The 14,802-nt window shown below is 39.1% G+C and carries 14 protein-coding genes and 1 pseudogene; 6 read left to right on the top strand and 9 right to left on the bottom strand.

What is annotated here, in order from left to right; genetic code table 11:
- Nucleotides 1–30: 30 nt before the first annotated feature.
- Nucleotides 31–573, bottom strand: a complete 543-nt coding sequence (locus AAEY68_RS15695) for a carboxymuconolactone decarboxylase family protein (protein WP_007586212.1) — start codon at nt 571–573, stop codon at nt 31–33.
- Between the two features lie 112 nt (nt 574–685).
- On the opposite strand from AAEY68_RS15695, the gene AAEY68_RS15690 reads away from it, so the two are divergent.
- A complete protein-coding gene (locus AAEY68_RS15690) occupies nt 686–1,273 on the top strand; it encodes a TetR/AcrR family transcriptional regulator (RefSeq protein ID WP_010553549.1) in 588 nt (195 codons plus the stop codon).
- Between the two features lie 103 nt (nt 1,274–1,376).
- Here the strand turns inward: AAEY68_RS15690 and AAEY68_RS15685 are convergent, their stop codons facing one another.
- The 5 genes from AAEY68_RS15685 to AAEY68_RS15665 form a co-directional block, all read right to left on the bottom strand.
- Entirely contained in the window at nt 1,377–3,497 is a 2,121-nt protein-coding gene (locus AAEY68_RS15685) for a methyl-accepting chemotaxis protein (RefSeq protein WP_024594487.1), read from the bottom strand.
- 107 nt (nt 3,498–3,604) lie between these two features.
- Entirely contained in the window at nt 3,605–4,822 is a 1,218-nt protein-coding gene (arsJ, locus tag AAEY68_RS15680; protein ID WP_024594486.1) for an organoarsenical effux MFS transporter ArsJ, read from the bottom strand.
- 24 nt (nt 4,823–4,846) lie between these two features.
- Nucleotides 4,847–5,857, bottom strand: coding sequence for an ArsJ-associated glyceraldehyde-3-phosphate dehydrogenase (locus tag AAEY68_RS15675; protein WP_024594485.1), 1,011 nt, complete (start codon nt 5,855–5,857; stop codon nt 4,847–4,849).
- Between the two features lie 31 nt (nt 5,858–5,888).
- Nucleotides 5,889–6,245, bottom strand: a complete 357-nt coding sequence (locus tag AAEY68_RS15670) for a metalloregulator ArsR/SmtB family transcription factor (protein WP_024594484.1) — start codon at nt 6,243–6,245, stop codon at nt 5,889–5,891.
- Between the two features lie 164 nt (nt 6,246–6,409).
- On the bottom strand, nt 6,410–6,838 hold the full coding sequence (locus AAEY68_RS15665) for an organic hydroperoxide resistance protein (RefSeq protein ID WP_024594483.1): 429 nt from the start codon (nt 6,836–6,838) through the stop codon (nt 6,410–6,412).
- A gap of 129 nt (nt 6,839–6,967) precedes the next feature.
- Here AAEY68_RS15665 and AAEY68_RS15660 point away from each other — a divergent pair, with 129 nt between their 5' ends.
- The 3 genes and pseudogenes from AAEY68_RS15660 (at nt 6,968) to astB (ending at nt 10,537) form a co-directional block, all read left to right on the top strand.
- Nucleotides 6,968–7,402 (top strand): MarR family winged helix-turn-helix transcriptional regulator, encoded by a 435-nt coding sequence (locus AAEY68_RS15660; RefSeq protein ID WP_024594482.1) that lies wholly within the window; start codon nt 6,968–6,970, stop codon nt 7,400–7,402.
- Between the two features lie 45 nt (nt 7,403–7,447).
- Nucleotides 7,448–8,554: pseudogene (locus AAEY68_RS15655) on the top strand (L-dopachrome tautomerase-related protein).
- 636 nt (nt 8,555–9,190) lie between these two features.
- Nucleotides 9,191–10,537, top strand: coding sequence for an N-succinylarginine dihydrolase (gene astB, locus AAEY68_RS15650; RefSeq protein ID WP_024594481.1), 1,347 nt, complete (start codon nt 9,191–9,193; stop codon nt 10,535–10,537).
- An 80-nt stretch (nt 10,538–10,617) separates the two neighbouring features.
- On the opposite strand, the gene AAEY68_RS15645 is transcribed toward astB, so the two are convergent.
- Complete coding sequence (locus AAEY68_RS15645; protein ID WP_024594480.1) at nt 10,618–11,472, bottom strand: mechanosensitive ion channel family protein; 855 nt, start codon at nt 11,470–11,472, stop codon at nt 10,618–10,620.
- A 226-nt stretch (nt 11,473–11,698) separates the two neighbouring features.
- Between AAEY68_RS15645 and AAEY68_RS15640 the strand changes: the two genes are divergently transcribed.
- On the top strand, nt 11,699–12,694 hold the full coding sequence (locus AAEY68_RS15640; protein WP_024594479.1) for a DUF4382 domain-containing protein: 996 nt from the start codon (nt 11,699–11,701) through the stop codon (nt 12,692–12,694).
- A gap of 55 nt (nt 12,695–12,749) precedes the next feature.
- Nucleotides 12,750–13,430, top strand: coding sequence for an SDR family oxidoreductase (locus AAEY68_RS15635; RefSeq protein WP_350586325.1), 681 nt, complete (start codon nt 12,750–12,752; stop codon nt 13,428–13,430).
- Between the two features lie 132 nt (nt 13,431–13,562).
- Here the strand turns inward: AAEY68_RS15635 and AAEY68_RS15630 are convergent, their stop codons facing one another.
- On the bottom strand, nt 13,563–13,901 hold the full coding sequence (locus AAEY68_RS15630; protein ID WP_007586232.1) for a hypothetical protein: 339 nt from the start codon (nt 13,899–13,901) through the stop codon (nt 13,563–13,565).
- A gap of 189 nt (nt 13,902–14,090) precedes the next feature.
- On the bottom strand, nt 14,091–14,444 hold the full coding sequence (locus tag AAEY68_RS15625) for a hypothetical protein (protein ID WP_024594478.1): 354 nt from the start codon (nt 14,442–14,444) through the stop codon (nt 14,091–14,093).
- Nucleotides 14,445–14,802 lie beyond the last annotated feature (358 nt).

The raw sequence follows: 14,802 nt of genomic DNA, 5'->3' as shown, positions 1-14,802 counted from the left end.
GGCTGCCTTTTGTCATTTATAAAATCGTATTTATTTTACATATTTTTTAAATGCAGCGTCTACTGGTGTATCAGCAAGGTGATTAGTGTAGTTGCTCATTACTTTTTGAGACAAGCCTACAATAATTTCAAGTAGTTGTTGCTTACCGTAACCTGCTGCAAAGAATTTTTCGATTTGCTCATCGCTGATCACGCCACGTTCACGTGTCATTGCGAGTGTAGTTTCACGAAGAGTTTCTAGCTTAGGGTTTTCAAGTGGTGTTTTGTTTACAAGTGCATCAACAACACCTTGATCAACTTTCATTGCCGCTGCAATACCACTGTGAGCAGGAACACAGTAATGACATGCGTGCTCAACGTTAATTGATTGCCATACTACTGTTAGCTCTTCTGCATTGAATGATGTTTTTTGAAACAGCTCATGCAGTACTTGGTAACCTTTAAGTAATGTTGGTGCTTCAGCCATTACTGCATGTAAGTTAGGAAGCATACCAAATGCTGCTACTGAATCAGCTAGTAACGGTTTTGCTTCTTCTGGTGCGTTTTCTTGAGTGTATAAAGTAAATTCGGCCATGGTTAGCTCCTAATAATTAATAGTTTTAAGTAACTTCGAGACACATAGTATTTGATTTTGAGCGACTGTTCAAGTTAAAATTGAGCAAATGTTCAAATTGATTGAGAATGATATGGCTAATAAGGTTAAATTTGAACGCGATAATGTAGTTCGCGTTGCAAGCCAGCTATTTTGGCAAAAAGGTTTTCATGCAACCTCAACGCGTGACTTACAAGAAGCCGTTAATATGCGCCCGGGTAGTATTTACTCTGCGTTTGGCTCTAAAGAAGGGCTATACTGCGAATCGCTGAAAGATTACACAGTACAAATGAAAACCCAAATAGAGGGGTTTCTATCAAGTGCAGATACAGTACTTGGTGGGTTACGTGCATTTGTTGAAAACGTGGTAATTAAAACAAAAGATTGCAGCCCAAGCGCTATTTGTATGCTGGTTAAAGCAAACAGCGAGTTTGCAGAAAAAGACTCAAACCTATACGAGTTAAGCTTAGATTTAACAGCTCAATTTGAAGCTTATTTAACGCAGTTGTTTACACAAGCAATAAACAAAGGTGAGTTAAGTAATACGTTGACCGCTGTTGAATATGCGCGCTTTTTTCAGGTGCAATTTACAGGTTTACGCGGTTATTTTAATCGTCCTAATGTAGAGCAATTTGCTGAGCCAATGATCAACCAAATGTTTATGTTGATTAAAAAGTTATAAATAGCAGTTATCGCGCATTCTCAATAAGTTATACTTATTTTACTAAATAAAAATGGCCAGTATTTACTGGCCATTTTTTTGTGCTTAAAACTTAATTTATAAGTTACGTTTTAAGCTTATTTAGCTCATTATCTTGCTGGGCAACAAGTGCATTAAGCGCTTCGCTGCTATCCCCTGCTTGTGTAGATAAGTCAGCAAGTTGCGATGCGGCATCAGATATAAGCGTTAAATTACGATTTATTTCTTCAGTCACTAAGCTTTGCTCTTCAGCAGCGGTGGCAATATGTGTAATTTGATTGGTTATTTCATCAACTTTAACGACAACACTGTGCAGAGCATCAAAAGCTACAGATGTTTCATCAACGGCATTTTGTGCACGTACTACGCCTTTTTCAATAACGGTAGATGCGTTACCCACTTCAGATAATAAACTATCAATTAACTGGCTTATGTCATCTGTTGATGAACGCGTTTTAGAAGCAAGTGCACGTACTTCATCAGCAACAACGGCAAAGCCTCGCCCATGCTCACCAGCGCGCGCAGCTTCAATGGCTGCGTTAAGTGCAAGTAAGTTTGTTTGTTCTGAAATAGTACGAATTACATCTAATATTTGCGTAATGTCTTTACTACGCGAAGCGACTTTTTCAACTGCTTGGTTGGCTTCTTTAATTTCTTCAGACATCGTTTTAACTTGTGTCATCGCTGACGATAAGCTCGACTCACTACTTACTACCAAGCTATTTATTTCATCGGCTTGTTGGGCTGATTGCTCTGATGCTCTGGCGACTTCGAGTGCTGTTGCGCTCATTTCGTTCATAGCCGTTACCACACTTTCAATTTCTTGAAATTGAGATTGCACATTATGCTTAGTATCAATAGCGATGTGTTGTGCTATTTCGCCTTGCTGTTTAGTTTGCTCAGACACCGCTTTTAGTTCAGAAATTAAATCACGTAGTTTTGCTAAAAATCGATTAAACCCACCAGCTAATGCAATAAGTTCTGCGTGGCTATCAACATGCAATGTATGCGTTAAATCACCCTCAGAACTTGCGAGGTTATCAACCCGCTGTTGAATTTGTTGTAGCGGCGCTATTACACCTGCAATTACTAATTTCATAATAACAAAAGCAACCACAGCAATTATTAAGCCTGTAATTAAAATAATAAACCCGAGTGATGCTGCTGTTTCCTGCATGTTTTTTTCTAGCGCTTCAGGCCCTGCAAGTGCTAGGTCTGTAGGTACTTCTATGATTAATGACCACTGAGTATTTGCTAGTTTTATATCAATTGGATAATTTACTAAATATTCATTGTTTGTTTTAAAAATACCGCTTTGCCCTTTAGACTTTTCAATATCATTAAATATAGTAGAACTAACAGCCTCTTTAATTGGGCGCCCTAATTTAGATTTATAATGACTGCTGCCTACAACTAAACCTAAATCACTTAATAAGGTTACTTTAGCTTGACCATTGTAAAGCTGCTTAGAAAGCTGCTCAGTCATTACTTGAAAGGTTGGTAGAGTTAAATCAACGCCTGCTAAACCAATAAACTGGCCTGACTTTAAAATAGGCACGGTTAACGAAGTTAGCATTACCGAATCGCCCGATGGGATTTCGTATAAATACGGTTCCATAATACAAGGCTTAAGCGTGTCTTTTGCGCACAAATACCACTGCGCTTCGCGAATACCAAACTCATTAAGCGTTGTTATGTATTTATCGGCGGCATTCGCTACTTTTTGTTGTTCAATTATGCCTTTTTGATCGCGAGTTATGTATACCTCTAACGTACCAGCACTATCTACTGAATGCTTATACCCTTGTTGATATTGAGAATCTTGCCCATCAAAAGCGTTCGGTTCAAATTGAGAATAAATAGATGATAAAAGAGTGTTTTGTTCTAAAACCGCTTTATTTATACTGACAACTGTATCTCGGTCTAAAGTGTTTTGTTTTGCTGCATCGCCAAGTAGTGCCGCTAATGAATAAGGAACACGGTAAGCTTCATTAATAAAGCCAGCAATTTTTTCTCCGTATCCAGCCGCATGAGCATTAAGCTTTTCTTCTACTTCTACAATAATGTACTCTTCGGATTTGGTCGCTAACTGCTTATTACTTGATGATAACTGCCACCACAAAATGCCTGATAGCACTAGTACAGTTATAAATATACTACCGACACTTAGCCAGAGTAACTTTTTTGCTAACGATATTTCTCGCATTCATCACACCCTTTAAATTAAAACTACTGATACAGTTTAGTAGATCTAATCAATGAAGCTATGAATATCGTTAAACAAATTGAATTTAATACAATACGTTGAGTTTTTTAAAGTTTAGCCAAACGTGCCGTTGTAATTGAGGCTGCAATTAATAAACATACACTTACCCATAAACACGCACTAAGCCCATATACTTGAAAAACCCAGCCAGAAAGCACCGTACCAAGCAAACGCCCTATCGCATTGGCCATATAATAAAAGCCAACGTCGAGCGACACCCCATCGTTTTTAGCAAAACTTACTATTAAGTAACTATGCAGCGATGAATTTACAGCAAATACACCACCAAAAATAAGTAAGCCGATTACAAGCGTAAAATGTACCGCTACATCAAATTGCATCAACAACGCTAAAATGCCAGTTACGCCACTTAATAGAGCAACCCACCAATACGCTTTTTTGACTGAATGTGAGTTTGAATCACCTTGCCCAGTTATTCGCGGTGCTTGCGATTGCACCAATCCATAAGCAATTACCCACAAAGCCATAAAGCCGCTTACCCACCAGTGATCCCAGTTAAACTGAGCGGCTAAGTAAACCGGCAATGCAACCACAAACCATACATCGCGTGCCGCAAACAAGCATAAACGCGCTGCACTAAGTAAATTGATTGCCCGCGATTTAGAAAATAATTCTTTAAACTTAGGTTTGTTTTTAGCTTTACCAATATCGCCTTTTAAAAAAATTAAACTAATAACCCACGCAACACTAAGTAAAGCAATTAGGCTTATTAATGCCCCCACAAAACCAAATACGGTAAGTAGCAAGCCACCTAAAAAAAAGCCCACTCCTTTTAACGCATTTTTAGAGCCTGTAAGTATGGCAATCCATTTATATAATTGGCTTTGCCCTGCATCGTCTTGTGGTACTAAATACTTAATGGCGCTCTTTGCGCTCATTTTATTTAAGTCTTTAGCTATGCCACTCAGTGCTTGCGCTGCCATAACATAGGCAACGGTTAGCCAATCTCCAGGAACGCAAAGCATGGCCAAAGCTACAAGCTGTAGCCCAAGCCCTACATTCATGGTTTTGTTTAACCCTAAATGTGCCCCAAGCCAACCACCTACTAAATTGGTGATCACCCCAAAAATTTCATAAAACAAAAACAACATGGCTATCGCAAATGCGCCATATCCCAACTGATGAAAGTACAGCACCACCAGCATGCGCAGTGCACCATCAGTTAAAGTAAATGCCCAGTAATTACCGGTAATTATTAAATATTGTTTTATAGAGCTTGGTAAATTAGCTAACTGCGCAAGCATAGCGTTAAACCTTTTTAAACGAGATTAAGCCAAATCACTTTGTGCAACTTTAAGCATTAGCTCAGCGGTACGGTTTGCATAACCCCACTCATTGTCATACCAAGCGTATAATTTAAGCTGAGTGTTGTTAATTACCATAGTTGAAAGCGCATCTATGGTGCAACTACGTGGATCTGTTTTGTAATCTATAGATACAAGCGGTCTTTCTTCGTAACCTAAAATGTCTTTTAGCTCGTTATTTGCAGCATTTTTAAACCAAGTGTTTACTTCATCTTGTGTAACACCGCGCTCAAGCTCAAAAACACAATCAGTAATGGATGCGTTAGTAAGAGGTACACGCACAGCATGGCCGTTTAATTTACCCTTAAGCTCAGGAAAAATATGCGTAATAGCCGTTGCACTACCTGTTGTGGTTGGTATTAAACTAGTACCGCACGAACGTGCACGGCGTAGGTCTTTGTGGGGTGCATCTATAATAGTTTGAGTATTAGTAATGTCGTGAATAGTGGTCATTGAGCCGTGTTTAATGCCCACTTTTTCTTGGAGTACTTTTACTATTGGCGCTAAACAGTTAGTTGTGCAAGAAGCGGCAGTAACAATTTTATGCTCACTTGGGTTATATAGGTCATCGTTTACACCCATTACTATATTTAAAATACCGTCTTCTTTCACAGGAGCCGTTACTACAACGCGCTTAACACCTTGCGCTAAATATTGATTTAACAGCTCAGTGGTTTTCATTTTACCGCTGGCCTCTATTACTACATCGCAATCTGACCAATCAGTTTCGTTTATGGTTTTGTTGTTAGTAACTGCAATCGTGTGTTTACCCACACTAAAGCTATTATCATCACTAGTAACCTGCTGCGCTAAGCGTCCGTGTACTGAGTCAAACTCAATTAAATGTGCGTGTGTTTTAGCATCGCCCGCTACATCATTTACTTTAATAAACTCTATTTCTGGCCAATCAACTGCTGCACGCAGAGTTAAACGTCCCATACGGCCAAAACCGTTAATACCTACTTTAATAGTCATAATTAATACCTTTAATAAGTTAATTTATTAGTTAGTTACAACAGCTAGCTGCACGTTCAGGGCGATTACCCATAGCGTTTAAGCGCGTTAAATCGTTTTTGTAAAATAAAGGGTTAGCATTGAGCGTTTGCGTTAATACATTTTTAGCCCACTCTGGCAGTGCTTTATTAATACTGTAGTACACCCATTGATTTTGTTTACGGTCGCTTAATAATCCGCATTGTCTTAACTGCGCTAAATGGCGAGATACCTTAGGTTGGCTTAATTTAAGTGCAGCAACAAGCTCGCATACACACAGCTCTTCTTCGTGGCTAATTAGCAGCATTGCTTTTAAACGTGTATCGTCCGCTAGGCATTTATAAAATTGAAGTGGGTTGAATTGTTCCATACTGTCCTCACTGTGCTTATGCATACACAATAAAACAAAATAACAACATATGGAATAGTGAATATACGTTTTATCGTATATTTAATTTTTATGCCTTAAACGCAAAAAAGCACACAACGACTAATTGTCGTTGTGTGCTTTTATAACTTTTCTTTATTTAGTTATTAAATAACTGAAAGCTCTACTTCAATATTGCCACGTGTTGCGTTTGAATATGGGCATACTTGGTGTGCTTTATCTACAAGCGTTTGCGCTGCAGCTTTATCCATATCACCTAGTGATACAGCAAGTTTTACTGCAATACCAAAACCGCCTTCAATAGCACCAATAGACACTTGTGAATTAATATGTGTGTCGCTTGGTAAATCTATTTTTTCGCTACCTGCTACAAATTTAAGTGCGCCAATAAAACACGCGGCATAACCTGCGGCAAATAATTGCTCTGGGTTAGTGCCTTGTCCGTCGTCTCCGCCTAAACCTTTAGGTGTTGATAAATTTACATCTAAACGACCATCATCAGATTTAGCTACGCCTTCACGGCCGCCAGTTGCAGTTGCTTTTGCTGTGTAAGCTACGTTTTGTAATACATTCATAATGAACTCCAAAGTTTTAAAATATCAATCAATTTAGTTTGTGTGCAAAATAATAGATCAAGTAATTAGAGATTGCAAATACTTTGCATGCAAATTAAAATAGCATGTATTGAAATAAAGGATAACGTTATGCCGTTTGAGCAATTAAAGTTAAAAAATCAGTTATGCCACCGGTTATATATGGCATCTAACAGCATTGCGCGTGCGTATCGCGAGCCTTTAAACGAGCTAAATTTAACTTACCCGCAATACGTAGTAATGATGGCGCTGTGGGAGCAAGACGAAATAACAATTGCAGGGCTAATAGATAAAACCGCGATAGATGGCGGTGCTATGACCCAAATACTCAAAAAAATGAGCGACAAATCATTACTGGCTGTTATTAAAGATGAGCACGACAAACGCAAACGCCTAGTGCAGCTAACCCAGTATGGCCAATCACTTAAGTTAAAAGCAGCCGATATTCCTAAAAATATTTTATGTAAATTTGATAGTGTAGATGCAGCGCAAGCGAAGCAGTTGATGCAGCTGCTCGATTTAGTAGTAAACGACTTAGCCGATTAGGCTCTTAATTTTTAAAAAATAAACGTGTTTTAAAAGGTTTTTAAAATGACTCATATTAAAAAATTACTATTAGCTGCGGCGTGTAGCACGGCACTTTTAGGTAGTAACGCAGTAACTGCTAATACTGCTAATCAAAATGCTGATTTAAAAACAGTCGCGACTTTTGATGCGCAGCACCCACCGGGCAACATTGCTATTACCCCATCGGGCAGAAAGTTTTTATCTGTGCATGGTTTTTTTGGCCAAAAGCAAAAAATTATGGAGCTTTTAAGCGATGGTACAACTAAGCCCTACCCTAATGAAGAATGGGCATACGCGTACAAAAACGGTAAAGGTTTTTACGACGTACTTGGCATAAACGTATCAAGCGATGGCGTTTTATGGATGCTTGACACTTCAGGGCCCGATCACGCTGGGCGCTTAGTAGGTTGGGATACAAACAAAGAGCAACTGCACAAAATTATTTATCTGGCTAAACCGACCATTACCGACACCTCGTTTTTAAACGATTTAGTCATCGATAATAAGCATGGCGTTGTATACATTGCCGACACAGCCCAAGGCAGCCAAGCTGCTATTATTACGGTAAACCTTAAAACAGGTGTCGCACGCAGAGTATTACAAAATAGCCATTACACCACAGCCGAAAATATCGATATGGTTATTGATGGGCGTACAATGAGCCTTGGCGGACAACCTGCCCGTTTAGGTGTTAACCCTATTACGCTTGACCCTAACGAAGACTGGCTTTACTTTGGCTCTATGTCGGGCACGTCGGTTTATCGCATTGCCACCAGCGATATAAATAACGAGAGCCTCTAGGCTAAAGCACTTGAAGACAAAGTTACGCGTTACGGCACTAAGCCAATTTCAGACGGTATTATTGTTGATGGCGGCGGTAACGTATATGTAACCGACATAACCAATGGCGCAATTGGCGTAGTTAAACCCACTGGCGACTACGAAGTATTATTTAAAGACAAACGCTTAAGCTGGCCTGATGGGTTTAGCTACGGAGCGGATCATAAAATATACTTTACCGTTGACGATTTACATAACTCGCCTGTACTTAATAATGGCAAAAATCAAAGCCACGGTAAGTTTAAAGTAATGTCGTTCGAGCCTTTAGTAAAAGGAAAAGTAGGCCGCTAATTTACTTTTTAAGTGACTACATTTTTTAAAAAGCCTTGCACATTTAAGTGACCTAATAGTTGCAGGGCTTTTTGTTAAAACACACCATACTGGTGCATATTTTAGTAATACTTCACCTCTTTGGTGCTAATCCTTAAGTATGTATTTACACTTAAATACTAAATACCTGATTTCTATTCATAAAATATTCAAGTTAATGTTGGCATACTTCTTCCTATAAACTGATGTGTTCAGTGAAAATACCAAGGAAAAACCATGTTCAATTTATACCATACCCTTTACCTTTTATGGCGTTTAGACATTAGCGTTTGGCAAGTTAATGATCCAACAAATACCCGCACTACCGCTGACAAAGAGCGCGCCTATGTTAAGTAGCATCGTATTGTGTAAAGGCTTGGCATAAAGCTTAAATGTATAAACCTACTTTATGCTAAGCTTTTGCACACTATGAAATTTATGAATAAACCTTATTTAATTACTTATTAGCCGACTGATATAAAAACGAAGCTCCCTACAAAAAATCACACATTTAAAAACATCGAAAAAATTAGTAAAAACACTGCGTTTATAACTTTGCAAGCAACCCTATTGCGTTGTATTGTTGCACCCTATTGAAAAATTTTAGTTGGAACGTGTATGCACGCTTTGGAAGTTAATTTTGATGGCTTAGTTGGCCCTACTCACAACTACGCTGGTTTATCGTATGGTAATGTTGCCTCGTTAAATAACGCAGCAAGCTTTTCAAATCCTCAAGAGGCTGTGCTTCAAGGCCTTGAAAAAATGAAAGCCATGCACGACAAAGGCCTAACTCAAGGTGTATTTGCCCCTCATGCGCGCCCCGACTTAAACGTACTGCGCCGCTTAGGCTTTACCGGTAACGATGCACAAGTAATTCATAAAGCATTTAAAGCAGATCCTATTTTATTACGCGCGTGTTATTCAGCGTCAGCAATGTGGACAGCCAATGCCGCTACGGTATCGCCATCTCCTGATACAACCGACGGCAAAGTACATTTTACTTCAGCTAATTTAAATAATAAGTTTCATCGTTCATTAGAGCCTGCAACCACTACACGCTTATTAAAAGCGATGTTTAACAACGACAAATACTTTGCGCATCATACCCATTTGCCAGACCAAGGCTTTTTTGGCGACGAAGGTGCAGCAAACCATACTCGTTTTTGTGACAGCCACGGCGAGCAAGGCCTTGAAATGTTTGTATTTGGTGCCAGTGCGTTTAACAGCCAATTACCAAAACCAGCTAAGTTTCCTGCAAGGCAAACGCTTGAAGCCTCAGAAGCAATTTGTCGTTTGCATAACTTAAAAGATTCAAGCCAAATTTTACTACAGCAAAATCCAGACGTAATAGATCAAGGTGTTTTTCATAACGATGTAATTGCAGTAGGTAACGCCAACGTATTATTGTGCCACCAGCAAGCATTTTTAAACCAAGCACTGGCACTGCAAGATATTCGCGAAGCGTATGTGGGCAATAAAGAATTTTATATTATTGAAGTACCTACCGATAAAGTAAGCATTACCGACGCTGTAAGTAGCTACTTATTTAATAGCCAGCTAGTGAGCCTTGAAGATGGTTCAATGCTGTTAGTGGCACCACAAGAGTGCAAACGCAACAGCGCAGTTAACGCCTACATTGAAGAAATGATCATGGCTGATAACCCAGTAAACCAAGTACAGTTTTTTGATTTACGCCAAAGTATGCAAAATGGCGGCGGCCCAGCTTGCTTGCGTTTACGTGTAGCCCTTAACGAGCAAGAACTTGCTGCAGTAAACCCAGAGGTTATTTTAACTGATACTAAATACACACAACTGTGTGACTGGGCAAAACGTAACTACCGCGACAAATTAGGCGCAAGTGACTTTGCAGACTCAGCGCTGCTCACCGAAAGCTACCAAGCACTTGATGAGCTTACCCAACTACTTAATTTAGGTTCAGTGTACGACTTTCAATTAGATGGTTAATACCTCAATTAGCACAAAGGCTAATACAAAAATAGCGAGCCAAGGCTCGCTATTTTTATTTGTGTTTGTGCTACTAGAATTTAAACGTCTTTATTAACCGTTATTGCTGAGGCCATAGACTCAGATATATGCAGCGTACGCTGCGGAAACGGAATACTCAGCCCAGCACCTTCAATTGCTTCTTTAACGCGTTTATTTAAATCCCACACGGTTTGCCAATAATCACCATTAACAGCCCACGCACGTAATTGAATGTTCACTGCGCTTTCGCCTATTGATGTCACCATTACTTTAGGTGCAGGCTCTGCGAGTAATCGGCTCTCTGATGCGGCTAATTCTTTAAGTACATTTAAGCCAACGTCAATAGAATCTGCATACGAAATACCCACCACTATATCCATTCGTCTTTTGCCATTACGGGTAAAGTTTTTAATATTGCCACCCCACACTTTGCCGTTAGGCGATGCTATATAAAGGCCGTCGGTGGTTTTAAAAATAGTGGTAAATAGGTTTATTTCACTCACAGTACCAAGCGTGCCACTGGCATCAACAAAGTCGCCTATTTTAAAAGGTCTGAGTATTAGCAGCATAATACCCGCAGCAATATTGCTCAGCGTATTTTTAAGAGCTAAACCAATCGCTAAACCAGCAGCGCCCATTAGCGCAATTAAGCTTGCCGTATTAACGCCAAAAATATCTAAAATAAATAGCCCGCCAATTATATAAACTAAATAACCAGCAATACTCGATAAAAGAGGAAGCAGCGTACTATCCACTTTTTTTAATGGCGATTTAGAGTTTTTAATCGCTTTTTTAACCGAGCGTGCAATTAAGGCACTCGCGACTAAAATCACCAACGCTAAAATCACTTTGTATCCTAAAGTGATGATTGTTTCTGAATGGCTTTGCCAAAACGCTAAGAGTTTATCTTTCATGTTTGTTCCGATAAATGTGGCTGAAACTCAGCAAAATAATGGTTAAATCTAATAAAAACCGACTTCAAAAGAAGTGGCGCGAGTATATAGTAAAAAACGATTAAATCTATGAAATTAAAAACGTTTTAAAACAGTATGTTAAAGTTCTAACTCCTCATATTTTTAATTCAATTTAGGTTAAGGGTTAAATACATACACTTAACAAATCAAATAAGAGGAAACAACCATGAACTTTAAATCAACAATATTAAGTAGCGCTATTATTTTTGCCTTAGCAGGCTGCGGCTCATCAAATGACGATGCTGAAACAACCCCACAAACAAGTGATAAAGCAACTTTTAGCTTGGGTATTTCCGACGCTCCAGTCACTGGTTTAAAACAAGTTAATGTTGTATTTGATTCAATAACAATTAAAGCCCAAGAAGGTGAAGAAGTTAGCTTTGAAACTCGCTCTAAAAACGATTCCACCTTAGCCCAAATGGTCAATTTGCTAGACTATACGGGCGACGATATTTTTCAATTACTTGACGATCAAGAAGTACCTGCAGGTGATTATTCGTGGATCCGCGCGCAAGTAATAAACGGCGACACAAACAACCTTAGCTTAACATCTCACGTAGTTTATGAAGACGGCAGCATTGCACCGCTTATCGTAAAAAGAAAAGGTAATGATGGCGTGGGCGAAATTCAGCTCGATGGCTTTACACTCAATCAAACCGACAACGAGTTTGTATTAGAGTTTGATTTAAAAAAATCATTGGTTGATCCACAAAATAATAACGAAGTATTTTTAAAACCTCGCGGTGTGCGTTTACAAAACCTCTCTGAATCACAAGATATTGAAGGCACTGTAAGCCAAACACTTATAAACAATTGCGAGACTGATAACATTGATCTTGCTGCTGATGATTCATCATTTGGCCATGCTGTTTACCTTTACTCTGCGCAAGCACAAACCCCAACAGATATTCATGAAATAGATGACCAAACGCCTGATGACGCTCCGTTAGCTACCGCCAATGTTGTATTTGATGCAGACGATAACGAATACGAATTTGAACTCGCATTCATAACACCAGGCGACTATCAACTTGCTTATACATGTAGCGCACACCTAGACGATGCAGAGCAAGTAGATGCTGATTTTAATATTTATCAACTAAAACAAATTAGCCTAACGCAAGCTAACGATTTATCAGTCAATTTTGACATAGCGCAATAACTGCATGGCGCACATTGAGCTGCGCCTTTATTCATTTGTTAATAAGGAAAAAACCATGGCAAAAGAGAAAATAGTACTCATAACCGGCGCTTCTAGTGGCATTGGTGAAGCAACGGCAAAAACCTTAGTAAACAACGGTCATAAAGTTATTTTAACCGCCCGTAGAGAAGAGCAACTTAACCAACTTGTTGCCGAACTAGGCTCAGATAACGCACTGAGCGTAGCCGCAGATGCAACCAACTTTACCGCACTTGAAAACGTAGTTACTAAAGGCATTGAAAAGTTTGGCCGATTAGATGTAGCCTTTGCTAACGCGGGCATGGGTGTTTCAACCGCTGGCACCGAAAAAGGTGATCCCGATGAGTGGTCAACTATGATTGACATAAACATTAAAGCCCTACTGTGGACTGCTAAATTAACCCTGCCGCATTTACGCCAAAATAAAGGTCACTTTATATTAACCAGCTCTGCCGCTGGCCGTAAGCCAATTGGCGGCTCTATTTACGGTGCAACTAAATGGTTTGCTTATGGCTTTGGACAAAACTTAGCAGAGGAAATGAGCGAGTGGAACGGCCGCTGCACAACCATAGCCCCAGGCATGGTAAACACCCCATTTTTTGATGAAGCTAAACCCGACAAACTCGACCCACAAGATGTCGCTAACGCAGTACTGTTTGCTATTGAAGCAAACCAGCGCAACAGCGTACGCGAAATTTATTTAATGCCGACTAATTAAAACGTTAATTGGTAGAGTTTGACTGTCAGGTTTAATGCCAATGGTGTTAAACCTGATGGTTATTAGTACTTAGTTTGGGTTAGGTGTTAGTAGGTAAGAATGAATTAAAGGTATTACGCATTTAAAGTCTTATTAATTGCCAATGCTGCCCTTAAACCATATGTAAGCAAAATATAAGACAACGGCAATATATCCAAAAGAAATAATTAGGTTTACTTTCCAAAGGTTTAGCCAAAAATTGCCTCTGAAATAAGTGCGTTCTCTTACTTCATGGTTGAACAATGCTACTGAAGAGGGCACTAATATTAACGCAGACCAACCAAGTATAGGTAACACCATAAACATAATGCCTATGCCTGTACCTCCTGCTGAAGCGTCGGATGCTTCACCATCAATTGGGGCTAGCATCACGTAGCCTAAAATAAACCCAACAATCGCAAGTATAAAACCTAAAAGCTGAAATGTTCTCATTATTATCCTAGGCAACTAACGAGACTGTAAAATAACTCCAACAGCCAAATTCAATTAAAAAATGAGCTCCTTTAATTAACTCTAAGCGTTTTTAAAGCATTGCAAGATTTAGGTTGGGTGTCACTGTAATTCACGCTGGAGCAAAACTAACTGTTTTTTGTCCTTATTGGATCGTCTTGTTAGCAATTTTTATAGACAAAACGCTTCATTGCGCCAAATTTCATCACTAACTGGTCCATGTATAGTTCCAAAATAATTCTTACATGACACATGTCTTTCTAAACCCGTTGTTACCCAATCTATATATACGATTCCTTCAGAAGCATCTTTTACAATCCCGATAGCCTTTATTGAAATAGTATTAGCACCTTTACCATCTCGTTTCTTTACGGCAATTCGATCACCTTTTTTAATTCGATTTATTTTTTCAGCATACCCTGGTTGGTCTTTATCGTCGTAACCCATCTGCCAAGATCCACGAAGGTAAAAACGGTCAGCTAGGTTATCATCACCCCAAGTTGCTCCAACTATCCAATAATTCATAATACTCCTTGATTGCTAACGCCGCATTAAGCGGACTAAAATAGTGGGTTAAAATGTGTAGCGAAGCGAAACCTAACCCACTGTTTTAGTTCCGTTTTAAATGCCTTGTTATAGGTTCTTATCTGATTTTATGGTAAGCATGAGTGTTTTGACTGCATGTTTGATAAACATAAATAGAGCTAAAAATATTCTGAGTATTTAATTCGGCTTTAAATGCATCAGAGAAATTACTTTCAACCTCGAAGATATCAAAGAATGGCCCATATTGTAGTGGTACAGTGATTTTGGCCACCCATTAAGAAAGAAATGTTATGCTAATAAGCATACAAATTTGGGTGAAAAAATGACGAAATTAAAA

Origin of the sequence: Pseudoalteromonas sp. RB2-MNA-CIBAN-0110, assembly GCF_040309305.1 — a bacterium.
Classification (GTDB): Bacteria; Pseudomonadota; Gammaproteobacteria; order Enterobacterales; family Alteromonadaceae; genus Pseudoalteromonas; species Pseudoalteromonas arctica.
The sequence above is the reverse complement of the archived record's forward strand: the minus strand, read 5'-3'. Positions and strand labels throughout refer to the sequence as shown.

Excerpts from the sequence above, each read along its gene's own strand:
- AAEY68_RS15695 (WP_007586212.1), bottom strand. The coding sequence starts at position 573 with ATGGCCGAATTTACTTTATACACTCAAGAAAACGCACCAGAAGAAGCA.
- AAEY68_RS15690 (WP_010553549.1), top strand. The coding sequence starts at position 686 with ATGGCTAATAAGGTTAAATTTGAACGCGATAATGTAGTTCGCGTTGCA.
- AAEY68_RS15685 (WP_024594487.1), bottom strand. The coding sequence starts at position 3,497 with ATGCGAGAAATATCGTTAGCAAAAAAGTTACTCTGGCTAAGTGTCGGT.
- arsJ (WP_024594486.1), bottom strand. The coding sequence starts at position 4,822 with ATGCTTGCGCAGTTAGCTAATTTACCAAGCTCTATAAAACAATATTTA.
- AAEY68_RS15675 (WP_024594485.1), bottom strand. The coding sequence starts at position 5,857 with ATGACTATTAAAGTAGGTATTAACGGTTTTGGCCGTATGGGACGTTTA.
- AAEY68_RS15670 (WP_024594484.1), bottom strand. The coding sequence starts at position 6,245 with ATGGAACAATTCAACCCACTTCAATTTTATAAATGCCTAGCGGACGAT.
- AAEY68_RS15665 (WP_024594483.1), bottom strand. The coding sequence starts at position 6,838 with ATGAATGTATTACAAAACGTAGCTTACACAGCAAAAGCAACTGCAACT.
- AAEY68_RS15660 (WP_024594482.1), top strand. The coding sequence starts at position 6,968 with ATGCCGTTTGAGCAATTAAAGTTAAAAAATCAGTTATGCCACCGGTTA.
- astB (WP_024594481.1), top strand. The coding sequence starts at position 9,191 with ATGCACGCTTTGGAAGTTAATTTTGATGGCTTAGTTGGCCCTACTCAC.
- AAEY68_RS15645 (WP_024594480.1), bottom strand. The coding sequence starts at position 11,472 with ATGAAAGATAAACTCTTAGCGTTTTGGCAAAGCCATTCAGAAACAATC.
- AAEY68_RS15640 (WP_024594479.1), top strand. The coding sequence starts at position 11,699 with ATGAACTTTAAATCAACAATATTAAGTAGCGCTATTATTTTTGCCTTA.
- AAEY68_RS15635 (WP_350586325.1), top strand. The coding sequence starts at position 12,750 with ATGGCAAAAGAGAAAATAGTACTCATAACCGGCGCTTCTAGTGGCATT.
- AAEY68_RS15630 (WP_007586232.1), bottom strand. The coding sequence starts at position 13,901 with ATGAGAACATTTCAGCTTTTAGGTTTTATACTTGCGATTGTTGGGTTT.
- AAEY68_RS15625 (WP_024594478.1), bottom strand. The coding sequence starts at position 14,444 with ATGAATTATTGGATAGTTGGAGCAACTTGGGGTGATGATAACCTAGCT.